The sequence below is a fragment of the Microbacterium sp. bgisy189 genome (assembly GCF_057707225.1).
This window is the reverse complement of record NZ_JBYIPT010000003.1, coordinates 102,833-117,296: the sequence shown is the minus strand read 5'-3', so window position 1 is coordinate 117,296 and position 14,464 is coordinate 102,833. Positions and strand designations below refer to the sequence as shown.

Genomic DNA, 14,464 nt, shown 5'->3' with positions numbered 1-14,464 from the left:
CTCGTGGTGAGGCTGCCCGCTCCCGGTCGCCGGGTCGTCGTGCGCTACCTGCTGCCGACCGGGCAGGCGACCGATGCCCTCGGCGAACTGCTCAGCGCTGATGCCGAAACGGTTGTCGTCGACGGCAAGCGCGGCGTCGAGCGCATCGCCGTGGCCGACATCATCGCGGCGAAAGCAGTGCCGCCGCCGCCGGCACCCCGGCAGCGTCGCGCGGACTGACCCGCGCGGAGGCCGTTGCGTCGGAGTGGGCGACGGCTATGGGCGCCCGGCATCCACCGCCGCGACGGCGTCTCGGACGGCTCGATCCGCCGTTGACGAGCAGCCCGTGCGCGCCGCGAGGCCCGCCACACGCACCGCCGATCCGTGCCGCCGCGGTTGCAGCCTCGCACCGTGCGGGTCGGGTGTCAGCCAGCCACTGCGGCCGGCTGTCAGCGCCGTCGGCAGCGACCCCAGAAAGCCGCGTCCTGCGGCGAGGAAGCGGCAGCGAAGGTCCGCTCCGTCATGCCGGAAGCCTACGTGATCGATCTGTTTACCCCGGGGGAAGCACGACCGTCCACGAAATCGCCTTGCTCGAAGCGATGCCGGCGTTCGCAGTGGCCGTCCCCGACGGCCCCGCCGAGGCGGCCACGCTGTCCGCGAGCGCGCTGGTGATCATGCCGCTCCCAGACCCGTTGCTGCTCGTGCGGAGCGCGACGCCACCGCTCACTGTCCAGGAGTGGGCGGCGTTGACCTTGTCGCTCCATTGCCGCACCACGATCGAACCCGGTGTCGCGACGGTCACGGTCGGGGCAGTGTGTGTCGAGGTGCTGGTGGACTCGGCCGTCGATGCATAGGCCGACGGGGCCCCCGTATCCGAATATGCGCCCAGCGACAGCGCTACCTTCGCCTGTCCACCCAACGTGACCCTGATCGTGCTGCCCGCCGTCGCCGCGTCAGCGACCCTCGTGAACAGCGTGCTCCGCAGGTCGGATCCATCCAGCACCGTGCTCACCTGCTCCCACCCCGCCGGGGTCGTCGCGGAGGTTGCGCTGTTCGTCGACACGAACAGGAGCAGCCTGTCGCCGGCCTCCACGGCGCCCGGCGCAACGACCCCGGGCGCCGAAGAGTTGGCGTACGAGGATGCTGCCGCGCGGAACGCGGCCTCGGTCGCGGGCGCCGGCGCGACCGTGACCGAGCGCGTGTCGGTGTCAGTGCGCCCGTCATCGTCGGTCACCGTCAGGGTCACGTCATACGACCCCTCGGCCGCATATGTGTGTCCGGGCGCGACGCCGGTCTCGGTCGTGCCGTCACCGAAGTCCCACGCGAACTCGACGATGCTGCCGTCGGCATCACTCGAAGCGGCCCCGCTGAGCGGACACGAAAGGAACGTGCACGTCCCGGTGATCCGGGCCACCGGATCCACCTCGGTGGGCGGTGTGCCCTCGCGCTGCAGGATCACGGAATACTCCGCGCCGCCGCCGCCCGCTTTGATCGCATCCTCGACACCCGACACCGCGACCGCGCTCGTTCGGCGTGTCGTCGTACCGTCGCCGAGCTGTCCGTTGGCGTTGTCGCCCCACGACCGTGCGCCGCCGTCCGCCAGCGTGACCACACCGGAGTCGCGGGACGACCCCAAGGACACTGCGCCCGCGACATTGAGGACCTGCACCGGACGGGTGCGCTGCGTCGTGGTGCCGTCGCCGAGATTGCCCCGGTAGTTGCGACCCCATGAGGCCACGGTGCCGGACGTGCGCAACGCGAAGCTGTGATGGGCGCCCGCCGCGACGTCGACGACACCCGAGTCGATCACGCGGACCGGCGTCGTGCGATCCGTCGTGCTGCCGTTGCCGATCTGGCCGTAATCGTTCGACCCCCACGCCCACACAGACCCGTCGGAGCGAACAGCGAGCCCGTGATCGCGGCCACCCGCGATCCGCACGACATCCGTGAGCGCTGACACCTGCACCGGCGTGAGGCGTCGAGTCGTCGTTCCGTCGCCGAGTTGGCCCTCGTCATTGCGCCCCCACGCCATGACCTCGCCGTTGTCGCGAATCGCGTACGACATGTTGCGACCGCCCGCGATGGCCACCGCATCCGTCATACCGACGACCTGCACCGGCGAGCGGCGCATCGTGGTGGTCCCGTCGCCGAGTTGGCCGTCCGCGTTCAGGCCCCACTGCCATACGGTTCCGTCGGATCGGAGCGCCATCGAGAAGTTGTGCCCGGTTTCGACCGCGATGACGTCGCTCAGCCCCGGTACCTGCACCGGGAGGGAGCGGTTTCCGGTGGTGCCGATGCCGAGCTGCCCCTGGACATTGCTTCCCCACGTCCACACGGTGCCGTCGGCTCGGAGCACGATGACGTGCTCGCGTCCGCCGTGCACGTCGACCACATCGGTCAGCTCGACGACGGCTGCCGGCGTCGGACGGGCATCCGTCGTGCCATCTCCCAACTCGCCGAACGAGTTGTTGCCGAACGTGTACGGCGTACTCGGCGGCTCGAGCGCCGCGGCCGGCGGCGTCGTCGCGAGCAGCCCCGCAACGACCAGAACTGCGCCGATCAAACCTGCCGACGCGCGCGTATACACGGAACGACCCATGTCGAACTCCCCAGATCCAGACCATCCCCACCTGGAAGGTACCGCGAAGCACACGCCGGGGGAAGGGGCGCACCGCCCCAACCACGAGTGTCCAAGACCCGCGGATCCGGGGAGTGGCGGAACCGCGTGTCTTGGACACTCGAGATGGTGGGCCGTCAGAGGGTGGCGGCGAAGGGGTCGAAGTCGTCGGGCAGCAGGGGGATGGGCGCGACGGTGCTTTCGACGGTGACGGTCGTGCCGGTCGCGGCGGACCGTTCGGCAGACAGCAGCGTGTCGAGCACGTGGTAGCCGAGTTCGCCGGATGCCACGTGCGGACGCCCCGCGGCGAGCGCACGCACCATGTCGAGTGCACCCATGCCGCGGCCGACGGTGAGGTCGGCGTGCGGAATCTCTACCCACTCCTGTTCGGTCTTCATGCCGTCGCGCAGCACACCGAGCGGGGCGACGACCGCGATGCGGCCGGCGAACTGGTTCGGGTCGGGAATGACGATCGTGCCCTCGGTGCCGTGGATCTCGACGACGCCGTGACGCTCGAGCGCAGAGTCGAAGCTCAGCAGGCTCTGCGACTGCCCGCCGCCCTCGAACGCGGCGATCACCTGCATCGTCGACGGCACCTCGACGGGGAAGGTCGCCCCCGCGTTCGGACCGGTGTGGATGACGCGCTCCTCGCGCGCCTTGGAACCCACCGCGGCGACGGTCGCGACCGGACCGAACACACTGACCAGCGCCGAGAAGTAGTACGGACCCATGTCGAGCAGCGGGCCCGCACCCTTCGCGAACAAGAAGCCGGGGTTCGGATGCCACAGATCCGGCCCCTGCGTCTGGAACGCCGTCTGGGCGAACAGCGGCCGGCCGATCCGACCCGACTCGATCACCCGGCGCGCTGCCTGGAAGCCCGGGCCGAGCAGCGTGTCAGGGGCAGACCCGACCCGAAGGCCCGCGGCATCCGCCTCGCGCAGCAGTTCGGCGGCGCCCTCGAGGTCGAGGCCGAGCGGCTTCTCGGTCCACACGTGCTTGCCCGCGGCGATCGCGGCGCGCGAGACCTCGACGTGCACTGCCGGGATCGTGAGGTTGATGACGAGGTCGACGCCCGGGTGCGCGAGCACGTCGTCACCGGTGCCGGATGCCGGCACGCAGTGCTTGGCGGCCTGTGCGGCGGCGCGCTCGGTGTCGATGTCGCCGACGATCAGCACCTCGGTGTCGGGGAACGCGCCCAGGTTCTCGAGGTACGTGTCGCTGATGACGCCTGCGCCGATGAGGCCGATGCCGACCGCGCTCATCGGACGAACCCACCGTCACGCAGAAACGCGAGGCTCGCGGCGATGTCGTCGAAGACGTCACCGGGCGCGTTGTCGTACTCGATGACCGCGTACTGCACGGCGCTCGCCGCCTGCAGCGCAGCAGCCAGCGGCACGTCGCCACCGCCGGGTCGCCGCTGGTCGAGGCTCGCCGACCCGAACTCGCCGGCATCCGGGCCGAACGGGTTCACGGCGGGGGCGATGCCGTCCTTGACGTGCACCGCGACGAGGCGGTCACCGAGCGCGGCGGTGAGGGCCGCGGCATCCTGCCCGCCGACGAGCGCCCAGTACAGGTCGAGCTCGATCTGCACGCGCGGGTCGGTGAGCGAGACGAACCGCTCGAACGCGGTCTGTCCGTCGAAGCTCTTCACGAACTCCTGCGCGTGGTTGTGGTAGCCCACGGCGAGCCCGAACCCTGCTGCCGTCTCGACGAGGGCGTTGAGGCGCTCGGCGATGTCGGCGACGCCGTCGGCGGTGAACCAGCGCTCGGGCGCGACGAACGGGTCGATGACGGTCGTGAGGCCGACCTTCGCGGCGGCCTCGAAAACGACCTCGGGTGCCGGGGTCGGGATGGAGCCGTCGGGCGTCCACAGCTCGTCCGACAGCAGCGGTGCGTGCCCGGTGGGGGAGGCGAGTCCGGCGCCGTCGAGCGCCGTGCGGATCTCGCCGGGGCGGCGCACGAAATCGAAAGCCTCGACGTTGCGCAGACCCATCGCGGCGAGCTTGTCGAGCGACCCGCTCATGTCGGCCGAGAACTCCTCGGCCAGGGTGTACAGCTGAACTGATGCTTCGGGCAGGGCCACGTCGCCGTTCCTTCCATGCGTCCTTGCGGTGAAAACCTCCAAGTGGAGGTATTTGCTGAAGTCACTGTAGCAAGCGGATGCCGCCGCTGTCACGCACGGTGTTCCCGTCGATCCCACGCCGTGAGTTCCCGATTCCGTCGCGGAAAGCGGCGGGGAAGGTCAGCGGGCGGGGCGAAGGATGTGGGCAAGCACGCCGAGCGAGGCCTCAAGGTCGACCGCATCGTCGAGCAGCCACTGCGTCTGCAGGCCGTCGGATGCCGCGATCACGAGCGCCGCGACCTGCTCGGCATCGACGTCGTCACGGATGAGCCCCGCGCGCTGGTTGTCGCGCACCTGCTCGGCGATCGAACTGCGCAGGCGGTCGAAGCGCGCCGTGATGAACTCGGTCGCCGCGGGACGGTCGTTCTCGAGCGCCCCGGCGACGAGTGACGTGTACAGCTGCACCATGCCGGGGATCTCGCGGTTCTGCTGCGCCGACACCCGCATCCCCTCGATGGGCGTCTCGATCGGCTCCGCAGCCTCGACCTCGTCGAACTGTCGCTCCGATTCGCGATAGACCGCCACGAGCAGCTCTTCGAGTGACCCGAAGTAATGCGTGAGCGCGGCGTGGGTCACGCCGACCTCGCGTGCGATCGCCCGCAGGCTCGTGCGCTCCGAGCCGCGACGGGCGAACACCTCGATCGCGCGGTCGAGGATCTCTTGCCGTCGCGCGATGCCCTTCGCGTACGAACCGCGTGCGGTGGGGGAGTCGGTCGGCATAGGCGCAGTATAGGCAGGCGGTCGTTCGGGAGCGCTCCGCGAAATCGGAGAAACATTTGACAGCGGCCACTCCCCGCCGAGGCGGTGCTGCGCGTAGAGGGGTGAGCTGGGGCGCGGTGGCGCCGCGGCCTGTGCCTCCAGTGCCGTGTCGCAGATTCGGAGCACGTCACCGGATTCGGATCAAACCGGCATCCACATCCGAATCTGCGGCCGATCTCCGAATCTGGTGACGCGGGCCGAGCGTGGTCAGGCCTCGGCGCGCGAGAACTCGGACGCCCGGGCCACCTGCTCGGGGGTCGGCGTGACGCCCGTGTAGCGCGCGAACTGGCGAGCGGCCTGCAACGCGATGACCTCGGCGCCCGTGATCACCGCCCGGTCGGCGGCGCGCGCGGCGCGGATGAGCGGCGTCTCGGAGGGGAACGCGACGACATCGAACACGGTCGTCGCGGCCTCGATGTGGGCGGGAGTGAACGACAGCGTCTCGGCATCGGCGCCCCGCATGCCGAGCGGCGTCACATTGACGAGCACGCTGTGCCCCGGCGCCGGATCGGCGGTGACCGATCGGTAGTCGTAGGTCGCCGCGATCGCATCGCCGGCATCCGCGTTGCGGGCGACGATCGTGACGTCGTCGAACCCGGCGCCGCGGAACGCCGCGACGACGGCCTTGGCCATGCCGCCCGAGCCGCGCACGAGGACGGATGCCGCGGGGTCGAGCCGGTGCTCGGCGAGCAGCTCTGCGACCGCTTCGTAGTCGGTGTTCGACGCGGTCAGCACGCCGTTGTCGTTGACGATCGTGTTCACCGACTCGATCGCGGCCGCCGACGGTTCGACGATGTCGACCAGCGGGATCACCGCCTCTTTGAACGGCATCGACACCGAGCAGCCGCGGATGCCGAGGCCGCGCACGCCGGCGATCGCCGCGTCGAGGTCATCGGTCGTGAACGCTTTGTAGACGAAGTTCAGGCCGAGCTCGTCATAGAGGAAATTGTGGAACCGCGTGCCGATGTTCGACGGCCTCGCCGCCAACGAGATGCAGAGGGTCATGTCTTTGTTGAGAATCGGCATACCCACATCCTCCCGCACGGGTCGCCGCGCGCTGTCAAGCCCCCTGCTCGCGCTGCGGAGCGGCGCTAGGTTCGCGGCATGGGCAAGTTCATCTACGAGGGGTCGATCAAGGTCGACTTCGACGACCGCGTGCTCGCGCATCTGCAGGTGGTCATGCTCGACAAGCTGCGACGCGGCGAGCCGTTTCCGTTCAGTTGGAAAGACGATCGCAGCATCGGCAACGGGCGCACGACAGTGTGGGTGCACCCGCACGCGTCGCTCGTGTTCAAGTTCTACGGTTCTCGGCCGCCATCGATGAACCGCGCCTGGGTGGATGCCATGAGCCAAGCGGCGAATTCTGCCCGCGGCCTGTGGATTCTGCCCGAGGCGACCGAGGACTCGGCAACGGAGGAGACGGCACGATGAAGCGGATCGACATCGAGTACGGCGGGCGGCTGTACAGCATCGGCGGGCGGGAACTGGTCGATGTGCTGAAGGAGGTCGAAGACGGCGTCGCCTCGGGCGGGGCGACGTGGATGAAGGTGAACGACGGCGAGGGTGAGCGCCGCGACGCGCTGCTGCTGATCACCCCCGGTGTGCCGTTCGCCGTCATCCCCGTCCCGGCGCCCGAAGAGGGCGACGACGAGGATTCCGTGCCACCTGGGCTCGCCTGAAGGCGGGCCGCCCAGACGCTCACGGGGAAGTCAACCCCTACCGGATGTCGCAGGGATGAGTAAGACTCTTATCCGGGGGTGAGTGCATGAACGGTGTACTCGGTGCGCAGACCACTTCTGCGCGGAACAGTCTCGTCATCGAGGCGCTCGGGCAGGACGACGCGTGGCGACTGTGCGACGGGCGGGTCGGCCCGCGCGACGCCGAACACGTCATTGGCTACGCCGAGCGCACGGCCGGCGGCTTCGACGTCGTGTGGTTGTGCGGCGCGGAACACCGCGGCCGCTACGACGTGTGGGAGTCGGTGATCGCGGCAGCCGAATGGCATCTGTCATCGCGCGGCACCTCTGGCGCCACCCGGCCCATCCCGATCGCGTCGAAGGCGCCGCGCCGCGCCTGACGGGCGCTCGGCCGGCAACGCGCGGCGCCTGACGGGCGCCCGGCCTGACGCACGAGAACGGCGCCCCACCCGAGGGTGGAGCGCCGTCACGACGGGTCAGTTGTTGAAGGCGTCCTTGACCTTCTCGCCGGCCTGCTTCAGGTCGGCTTTGGCCTGATCTGCCTTGCCTTCGGCTTCGAGGTTCTCGTTGCCGGTGACCTTGCCGGCGGCTTCCTTCGACTTGCCGCCGAGGTCCTCCGCCGTGTTCTTGATCTTGTCGTCGAGGCCCATGGCATCCGTCCTTTCGTCTGAGACCGCCCGGTGTGGCGGTGGCTTTCCACGCTAGGCACGTCCGGCCGGTGAGCCGAGGGGGTTGACCGGGGCCGGGTCGTCGGTTACGCGAGTACCGCGACGACGTCCCCGGGCCGCGCGTCGCAGATTCGGAGATTGTCGTCGGAATCGGATGCCGCGGGCCCTCGCATCCGAATCTGCGGTCATTCTCCGAATCTGCGACCGTAGGCTGGAGGTATGGCTGCCGGGGCGACGATCCACACGTTCGATGTGCAGTTGGCGAACGTGGATCGCGGCGTTTATGAAGACCTGACGCTGCGGGTCGCGCGGCATCCGTCCGAGACCGACCAGTTCATGTTGACGCGGCTGCTGGCGTACTGCCTCGAATACACCGAGGGCATCGCGTTCAGTGAAGGCATCTCGGCGACCGACGAGCCCGCCGTCTTCGTGCGTGACCTCACCGGCCGCCTCACCGCCTGGATCGAGGTGGGCGCGCCGGATGCCGAGAAGCTGCACCTCGGCAGTCGCCAGGCCGAGCGCACCGTGGTGTACACGCACCGCGACCCCGCCAAGGTCGCCGCGCGGTGGGAGGGTGCTCGCATCCACCGTGGCGAAGCCATTTTGCTGTACAGCTTCGACCCCGGCTTCATCGACAGCGCCGTCGGCTCGCTCGAACGCCGCAACACCCTGACGGTCTCGGTCACTGAACGCCAGCTCTACCTCGTCCTCAACGGCGTGACGACGTCATCTGCCGTGCACGAGCAGCCCGCGGCCTGACGCCGAGTCGCTGGGATTCGATGATGTGCGCGGGAGCGCCCGTGCATTACGCTGTGATCGCATCCAGCGGTCGACCGGGTTCGGGGTGGGGTCTGATCTCTCATCGGTGACGCTGACTCGTGCGGCGCGCGACCCGGCATCCGGGTGGCGGGCCGGGCAGATCAGCCCACCGAACGAGAGAGGCACCGTCATGCCCAACCCCCGAAAACTCACGACCATGTTCAGCGCCGCGATGGTCGCAGTCGCGCTGACCATCACCCCGGCGCTCGGCGCATCGGCCGCGACGAACCCCCCGTACGTCACGAAGACCGAGTTCGGACAACTGAAGTTCGGCATGACGCGTAGTGCGGTCGCGAGTCTTTTCGGCACATCCGGCCGCACCTACGCCGAGAACGAGGACTACATTCTGAAGGAGTACCGGATCGCGTACGGCAAACGTTCGTACAGCGTAGACCTCACCTTCTGGGTGGATGACCGCGGTGTCTACCGCATGGTGGACTACAGCGCGATCTGGACCTACAAGCCCAACCGCACGCAGGACCCGGCAACGAAGACCGAGTACAGCAAGATCAAACTCGGCCACTCCCTCGCTCAGGTGCGAGCGACGATCGGGTCAGCGGGCACGATCTGGTTCGACAATCACGCCGACCTCGAGTCGCAGGAGGACTTGCATATCAAGTCCTTCCTCTGGCCGGTCTCGTACAACAGCTACGGCGAGGTGCAGATCACCTTCGAACGCAACGCCTCAGGAACGTACGTCGTGACCGACAAATGGGCGTTCTGGAGCTGACCGGAGGGTCCGAGACGCCCGCGGCCTGACCGTTCGCACCGTCACCGGATTCGGAGATTGTCGCCGGATTCGGGGCGGATCAGGCTCCCGGGTCCGAATCCACGACCTTCGTCCGAATCTGCGACACCTCGGGCCGCACGAACAGCGCGACCGCAACGGCAGCGCCCACCGCGGCGCCCACGAGCTGTGCGGCGATGAACGGCAGGACGGATGCCGGGGCGATGCCGGCGAACGTGTCGGTGAACGCGCGGCCGATCGTGATCGCAGGGTTCGCAAAGCTCGTCGACGACGTGAACCAGTAGGCGGCGCCGATGTAGGCGCCGACCGCCGGCGCGACCCATGTCGAGCGCCCGGCCCGCACGAGGCCGAAGATCACGAGCACGAGGCCGGCGGTAGCGACGACCTCGGCGAGCAGCGTCGTGCCGGACGCGCGCTCGGTCGTGCTCCAGGCGACGGCCGGCAGGCCGAACATGGCGTTCGCGAGCATCGCGCCGGCGATGCACCCGGCGATCTGCGCGCCGATGAACGTCATCACCCGTGCGGGCTTCGGGGGCCCGCCCCGCACCGCGAGTGCCGCATCCACGAGCGTCACCGCAGGATTGAAGTGTGCGCCGCTCACCGGCTGGAACACCGCGATGAGGACTGCGAGTCCCAGGGTCGTCGCGAGCGAGTTCTGCAGCAGCTGCAGCCCGACGTCGCCGGGGGAGAGGGATGCCGCTGCGATGCCGGATCCGACGACGATGGCCGACAGCAGCAGTGCGCCGGTGAACTCGGCGCCGGCCGCACGGGCGAGACCGGTCACGTCGTGACGAACAGGCCGGACAGGCGCTCGAGCGCGCCGGGCACGATCGCGTAGTACGCCCAGGTGCCGCGCTTGCTGCGGGTGAGGAACCCGGCCTCCGTGAGGATCTTGAGGTGGTGCGACACGGTCGGCTGGCTGAGGCCCACCGGGTCGGTCAGATCGCACACGCACGCTTCGCCGTTCTGGGTCGCGGCGACGATCGACAGCAGCCGAAGGCGCGTCGGATCGGCGAGCGCCTTGAGGGTGTGGGCGAGCTGCTCGGCATCCGCTGCCGTGAGCGTCTCCCGCACGAGCGGCGTGCAACAGGCGACTGTCGAGATGTCGGTGACGTCGAGCGTGGTCATGCATCGATGATAGTCGATATTGACAAACTTCGATACAAGGTGGAAGCTCGCTTGCATTGACGATCTTCGATATAGAGGAAGTTGGCATGACGCTTCTCGATCTCACCCCCACGCGACCGCACGTGGCGACCATCTCCCACCCGGTGGTGATCATCGGCGCCGGACCGGTCGGGCTCGCCGCGGCCGCGCACCTCGCGACACGCGAGATTCCCTTCGAACTGTTCGAGGCAGGCGACATCGCTGATGCCGTCGACCGGTGGGGGCACACACGACTGTTCTCACCGTGGCGCTATCTTGTGGATCCGGTGGCGGTCGAACTGCTGGAGACGACGTCGTGGGCGATGCCTCCGGCAGATATCGCCCCCATCGGCACCGAGTTGCGCGAGGCGTACCTGCGCCCGCTCGCCGAGCTCCCACAGCTTGCCACTCACCTCCACACCGGCGCTCGCGTGACGGGGGTATCGCGACAGGGGATGGATCGCACGCGAACCCGCGGCCGCGCTGCCGCACCGTTCGTCCTCAGAGTTCAGCGGGGAGATCGCGAAGAAACGGTGCTCGCGAGCGCCGTCATCGACGCGTCGGGCACGTTCGACCAGCCGAGTCCGCTTGCATCCGACGGACTGCCGTTGCGCGGTGCCGATGACATCGGCGATGCGCTCGTCGGGCCGCTCCCCGATGTGCTCGGTAGTGATCGGCACCGCTTCGAAGGACGGCGCGTCAGCGTGGTCGGCGCTGGACACTCCGCCGCGAACACACTGTTGGCACTCGTCGCGCTCGCCGACGAAGCGCCCGCGACCCGGATCGCGTGGGTCATCCGCACCGCCGACGCCGTGCGGGTGTCGAGTTCGAGCGACGATGAGCTTCCCGACCGCGCCGCGCTCGGGCGACGCCTCGATGCGCATATCGCCGCCGGCAGGATCGACGTGGTCGACCGGTTCGAGACGGATGCGGTGCGACGTGTCGACGGCGGGATTGAGCTCATCGGACGAAGCGGGCCGGTGTCCTCGGTGCACGCCACCGATGTGGTTGTCGCGTCGACCGGCTTCCGACCCGACCTGGGCATGCTGCGCGAGCTCCGTCTCGACTTCGACGAGATCGTCGAGGCGCCGCGTCGACTCGCGCCGCTGATCGACCCCAATGTGCACAGTTGCGGCACCGTCGAACCGCACGGTTTCCGAGAGCTCGCACATCCCGAGGAGCACTTCTTCGTCGTGGGAATGAAGTCGTATGGGCGAGCTCCGACCTTCCTCCTCGCGACCGGTTACGAGCAGGTGAGGTCGGTGGTTGCGGCGATCGCAGGCGACCTCGAGGCCGCCTCGCACGTGCAGCTCGAACTGCCCGCGACCGGTGTGTGCTCGACGGGTGGGGTGGGCGAGGGGTGTTGCGGGTGAGTGTCACGACGAGGTCGATGGATGCGGGGGATTGGCCGGCCGTCGAGCAGATCTTCGCACAGGGGATTGAGGACGGAGAGGCGACGTTCGAGTCGTCGACACCCGAATGGGAGGCGTTCGATGCGGCGCGCCGATCCGACCTCAGGCTCGTCGCGGTCGATGCCGACGGCGCGGTCGTCGGCTGGGTTGCGGCATCCCCCGTCTCATCGAGGGCGGCGTACCGCGGCATCATTGAGCATTCGGTCTACGTCGCGCGCGGCGCGCGGGGCCGAGGGATCGGTGGCATATTGCTCGCTGCATTCATCGATGCCGCTGAGGCTTCGGGGGTGTGGACGATCCAGTCGTCGATCTTCCCCGAGAACGCGGGAAGTGCTGCGTTGCACGAGCGAGCGGGCTTTCGTGTCGTGGGCCGGCGAGAGCGTATCGGCAGGTCGGAGCGCGGCGTGCACGCCGGGCGGTGGCGCGACACGCTGCTCATCGAGCGACGCAGCCGGACCAACGGGGTTGATGGTCAATAGACTGTGATCTATGCGTCAAGCGCAGGATCTTTCGGTGCTCGCCGATCCCAGGCGCGCCGGCATCCTGCGGATGATCCGCGACGCTCCGGATGGCCGGGTGCTCGTCGGTGATGTCGCCGAGCGCCTCGGACTTCGGCAGCCGACCGTCAGTCATCACATGCGCGTTCTGCTCGACGACGGGATCGTGACGCGGACGCCGGACGGGCGGCGTGCCTGGTATGCACTGGCACCAGCGCATGCGGCGCGGGTCAGTGCCCTGCTCGAACCCGGTGATGAGCCGCTTGCGCCGAGCCGTGACCGTGCCGTTGCAGACCTCGCGAGACGCTACGCCGGTGTGTACGGTGCTGAGACCGTCGCCGAACAGTTCGCCGACAGCATCGAACAACTGCGTGGCCTCGGGCTGGACGACGCGACGTTGCTCGCGCGGGCTGCAGCGTTCACGGTCGGGCGGCTCGATATCGCGGCCGACAGTGCGAAGCCCGAGGTGCTGACCGTGCTGTTCGTGTGCGTGCAGAACGCCGGGCGTTCGCAGCTGGCGGCTGCGATCTTGCGGCGGCTCGCCGGTGATCGGTTGGTTGTGGCGACGGCAGGGTCGAACCCAGCGTCCGAAGTGCGTCCGGTTGTCTTGCAGGCGCTGACCGAAATCGGTATCGCGGCCGAGGGGGAGTTTCCCAAGCCGCTCACCGATGACGTCGTGCGGGGCGCCGATGTCATCGTCACGATGGGATGCGGCGATGCGTGCCCGGTCTATCCGGGGCGACGCTACCTCGACTGGGAGGTCGACGACCCCGCAGGGCTGCCGCTGCCACAGGTGCGCGCGATCCGCGACGACATCGATCGTCGGGTGCAGGCGTTGGTCGACGAGCTGGTCGGGTGAGCGTTCACCGCTCGTTCATCGACAAATAGATAGATCTGCATCTATGCTTTTGGAAACACCAGAAGGGATGCCCCGATGTCTCACACCCCCACCGTCCTCTTCGTCTGCGTGCACAACGCGGGCCGATCGCAGATGGCCGCAGGGTTCCTGCGCGAACTCGGCGGCGATCGCGTCGAGGTGCTGTCGGCGGGCTCGGCACCGAAGGATGAGATTAACCCCGTCGCGGTCGCCGCGATGGCTGAGGAGGGCATCGACATCGCCGGTGAGCAGCCGAAGGTGCTCACGGTCGACACGGTGCGCGAGTCCGACGTCGTCATCACCATGGGATGCGGTGACGCGTGCCCGATCTTCCCCGGCAAACGCTACGAGGACTGGCAGCTCGACGACCCCGCAGGACAGGGCATCGAGGCGGTGCGGCCGATCCGCGACGAGATCCGCGCCCGCGTCGAGGGCCTGCTGGCAGAACTCGTCAATGGGCGGGCGGCATCATGAGCGGGAGTGATGGGCAAGGGTCGCTCCTCGCGCCCGAGCAGTTGCTGCATCGCGCGGCCGAGCGTCTCGCCGACGCCTTCGACGGATCGATCTCGGCCGAGACCGTCGAACGCGTCGTGTTCGAGTCGTATACGGCGCTCGGACGCACGGCGACGGTCCGCACCCACCTGCCGAGTCTCACCGAGCGGTTCGCCAAGGACCGGCTGACCGCGCTTGCGCAGTCGCGCGGGCTGAGCGCGAAGCCGGTGCCCGAGGTGCTGTACATCTGCGTGCACAACGCCGGCCGCTCACAGATGGCGGCGGCACTCACCGAGCACCTCGCGCGCGGGCGAGTCCATGTGCGATCGGCGGGTTCGCAGCCGTCGGGCACCGGCATCCTGCCTGCAGTCGTCACCGCGCTCGCCGAGATCGGCATCGACGTGACAGAGCAGTACCCCAAGCCGCTCACGGACGACGTCGTGCGAGCGGCGGATGCCGTCGTCACCATGGGGTGCGGCGACGCGTGCCCGGTCTACCCGGGCAAGCGGTACCTCGACTGGCAGATCCCCGACCCCTCCGAGCTGGATTTGGGCGGGGTGCGCCGGATCCGCGACGAGATCCGCGCCCGCGTCGAGACGCTCCTGGCAGAACTCATCGGCTGACATCGCCC

General features: G+C 68.8%; 19 protein-coding genes. 11 read left to right on the top strand and 8 right to left on the bottom strand.

The window, feature by feature from the left end:
• Nucleotides 1-3 precede the first annotated feature (3 nt).
• On the top strand, nt 4-219 hold the full coding sequence (locus tag AC3ENX_RS05885) for a putative acetyltransferase (protein ID WP_434810927.1): 216 nt from the start codon (nt 4-6) through the stop codon (nt 217-219).
• A gap of 310 nt (nt 220-529) precedes the next feature.
• Here AC3ENX_RS05885 and AC3ENX_RS05880 read toward each other — a convergent pair whose 3' ends face one another.
• The 5 genes from AC3ENX_RS05880 to AC3ENX_RS05860 all read right to left on the bottom strand — a co-directional run bounded on the left by AC3ENX_RS05880 (nt 530) and on the right by AC3ENX_RS05860 (nt 6,503).
• Nucleotides 530-2,578, bottom strand: coding sequence for an RCC1 domain-containing protein (locus AC3ENX_RS05880; RefSeq protein WP_434810926.1), 2,049 nt, complete (start codon nt 2,576-2,578; stop codon nt 530-532).
• A 155-nt stretch (nt 2,579-2,733) separates the two neighbouring features.
• On the bottom strand, nt 2,734-3,858 hold the full coding sequence (locus AC3ENX_RS05875) for a Gfo/Idh/MocA family protein (RefSeq protein WP_434810925.1): 1,125 nt from the start codon (nt 3,856-3,858) through the stop codon (nt 2,734-2,736).
• The gene (locus tag AC3ENX_RS05870) at nt 3,855-4,679 is read right to left on the bottom strand and encodes a sugar phosphate isomerase/epimerase family protein (protein WP_434810924.1); all 825 of its coding nucleotides are present in this window, start codon (nt 4,677-4,679) and stop codon (nt 3,855-3,857) included. Before AC3ENX_RS05870 ends, AC3ENX_RS05875 begins: the two co-directional genes overlap by 4 nt.
• 159 nt (nt 4,680-4,838) lie before the next feature.
• Entirely contained in the window at nt 4,839-5,438 is a 600-nt protein-coding gene (locus AC3ENX_RS05865) for a TetR/AcrR family transcriptional regulator (RefSeq protein WP_434810923.1), read from the bottom strand.
• Nucleotides 5,439-5,684: 246 nt separating this feature from the next.
• Entirely contained in the window at nt 5,685-6,503 is an 819-nt protein-coding gene (locus AC3ENX_RS05860; RefSeq protein ID WP_434810922.1) for a shikimate 5-dehydrogenase, read from the bottom strand.
• A gap of 78 nt (nt 6,504-6,581) precedes the next feature.
• On the opposite strand from AC3ENX_RS05860, the gene AC3ENX_RS05855 reads away from it, so the two are divergent.
• From AC3ENX_RS05855 to AC3ENX_RS05845, 3 genes are all read left to right on the top strand, one after another.
• Nucleotides 6,582-6,908 (top strand): DUF7882 family protein, encoded by a 327-nt coding sequence (locus AC3ENX_RS05855; protein ID WP_434810921.1) that lies wholly within the window; start codon nt 6,582-6,584, stop codon nt 6,906-6,908.
• Nucleotides 6,905-7,156, top strand: a complete 252-nt coding sequence (locus AC3ENX_RS05850) for a hypothetical protein (RefSeq protein WP_434810920.1) — start codon at nt 6,905-6,907, stop codon at nt 7,154-7,156. Before AC3ENX_RS05855 ends, AC3ENX_RS05850 begins: the two co-directional genes overlap by 4 nt.
• 86 nt (nt 7,157-7,242) lie before the next feature.
• Nucleotides 7,243-7,554: a hypothetical protein gene (locus tag AC3ENX_RS05845; RefSeq protein WP_434810919.1), complete on the top strand. Its 312-nt coding sequence runs from the start codon at nt 7,243-7,245 to the stop codon at nt 7,552-7,554.
• A 96-nt stretch (nt 7,555-7,650) separates the two neighbouring features.
• Here the strand turns inward: AC3ENX_RS05845 and AC3ENX_RS05840 are convergent, their stop codons facing one another.
• Entirely contained in the window at nt 7,651-7,824 is a 174-nt protein-coding gene (locus tag AC3ENX_RS05840; RefSeq protein WP_434810918.1) for a CsbD family protein, read from the bottom strand.
• A 237-nt stretch (nt 7,825-8,061) separates the two neighbouring features.
• On the opposite strand from AC3ENX_RS05840, the gene AC3ENX_RS05835 reads away from it, so the two are divergent.
• On the top strand, nt 8,062-8,601 hold the full coding sequence (locus tag AC3ENX_RS05835; RefSeq protein WP_434810917.1) for a YaeQ family protein: 540 nt from the start codon (nt 8,062-8,064) through the stop codon (nt 8,599-8,601).
• A 190-nt stretch (nt 8,602-8,791) separates the two neighbouring features.
• Nucleotides 8,792-9,391, top strand: a complete 600-nt coding sequence (locus tag AC3ENX_RS05830) for a hypothetical protein (RefSeq protein ID WP_488184905.1) — start codon at nt 8,792-8,794, stop codon at nt 9,389-9,391.
• Between the two features lie 79 nt (nt 9,392-9,470).
• On the opposite strand, the gene AC3ENX_RS05825 is transcribed toward AC3ENX_RS05830, so the two are convergent.
• Entirely contained in the window at nt 9,471-10,193 is a 723-nt protein-coding gene (locus AC3ENX_RS05825; RefSeq protein WP_434810915.1) for an aquaporin, read from the bottom strand.
• Nucleotides 10,190-10,537: an ArsR/SmtB family transcription factor gene (locus AC3ENX_RS05820; protein WP_434810914.1), complete on the bottom strand. Its 348-nt coding sequence runs from the start codon at nt 10,535-10,537 to the stop codon at nt 10,190-10,192. Before AC3ENX_RS05820 ends, AC3ENX_RS05825 begins: the two co-directional genes overlap by 4 nt.
• An 86-nt stretch (nt 10,538-10,623) precedes the next feature.
• On the opposite strand from AC3ENX_RS05820, the gene AC3ENX_RS05815 reads away from it, so the two are divergent.
• From AC3ENX_RS05815 to AC3ENX_RS05795, 5 genes are all read left to right on the top strand, one after another.
• Complete coding sequence (locus tag AC3ENX_RS05815; RefSeq protein ID WP_434810913.1) at nt 10,624-11,928, top strand: NAD(P)-binding domain-containing protein; 1,305 nt, start codon at nt 10,624-10,626, stop codon at nt 11,926-11,928.
• A gap of 17 nt (nt 11,929-11,945) precedes the next feature.
• Nucleotides 11,946-12,446 carry a GNAT family N-acetyltransferase gene (locus tag AC3ENX_RS05810; protein ID WP_434811140.1) on the top strand — a complete coding sequence of 167 codons (501 nt, stop codon included), beginning with the start codon at nt 11,946-11,948 and terminating at the stop codon, nt 12,444-12,446.
• A 10-nt stretch (nt 12,447-12,456) separates the two neighbouring features.
• Complete coding sequence (locus tag AC3ENX_RS05805) at nt 12,457-13,323, top strand: metalloregulator ArsR/SmtB family transcription factor (protein ID WP_434810912.1); 867 nt, start codon at nt 12,457-12,459, stop codon at nt 13,321-13,323.
• Nucleotides 13,324-13,398: 75 nt separating this feature from the next.
• On the top strand, nt 13,399-13,815 hold the full coding sequence (locus AC3ENX_RS05800; protein WP_434810911.1) for an arsenate reductase ArsC: 417 nt from the start codon (nt 13,399-13,401) through the stop codon (nt 13,813-13,815).
• Nucleotides 13,812-14,456 carry an arsenate reductase ArsC gene (locus AC3ENX_RS05795; RefSeq protein WP_434810910.1) on the top strand — a complete coding sequence of 215 codons (645 nt, stop codon included), beginning with the start codon at nt 13,812-13,814 and terminating at the stop codon, nt 14,454-14,456. Before AC3ENX_RS05800 ends, AC3ENX_RS05795 begins: the two co-directional genes overlap by 4 nt.
• The last annotated feature ends 8 nt before the right edge of the window (nt 14,457-14,464 follow it).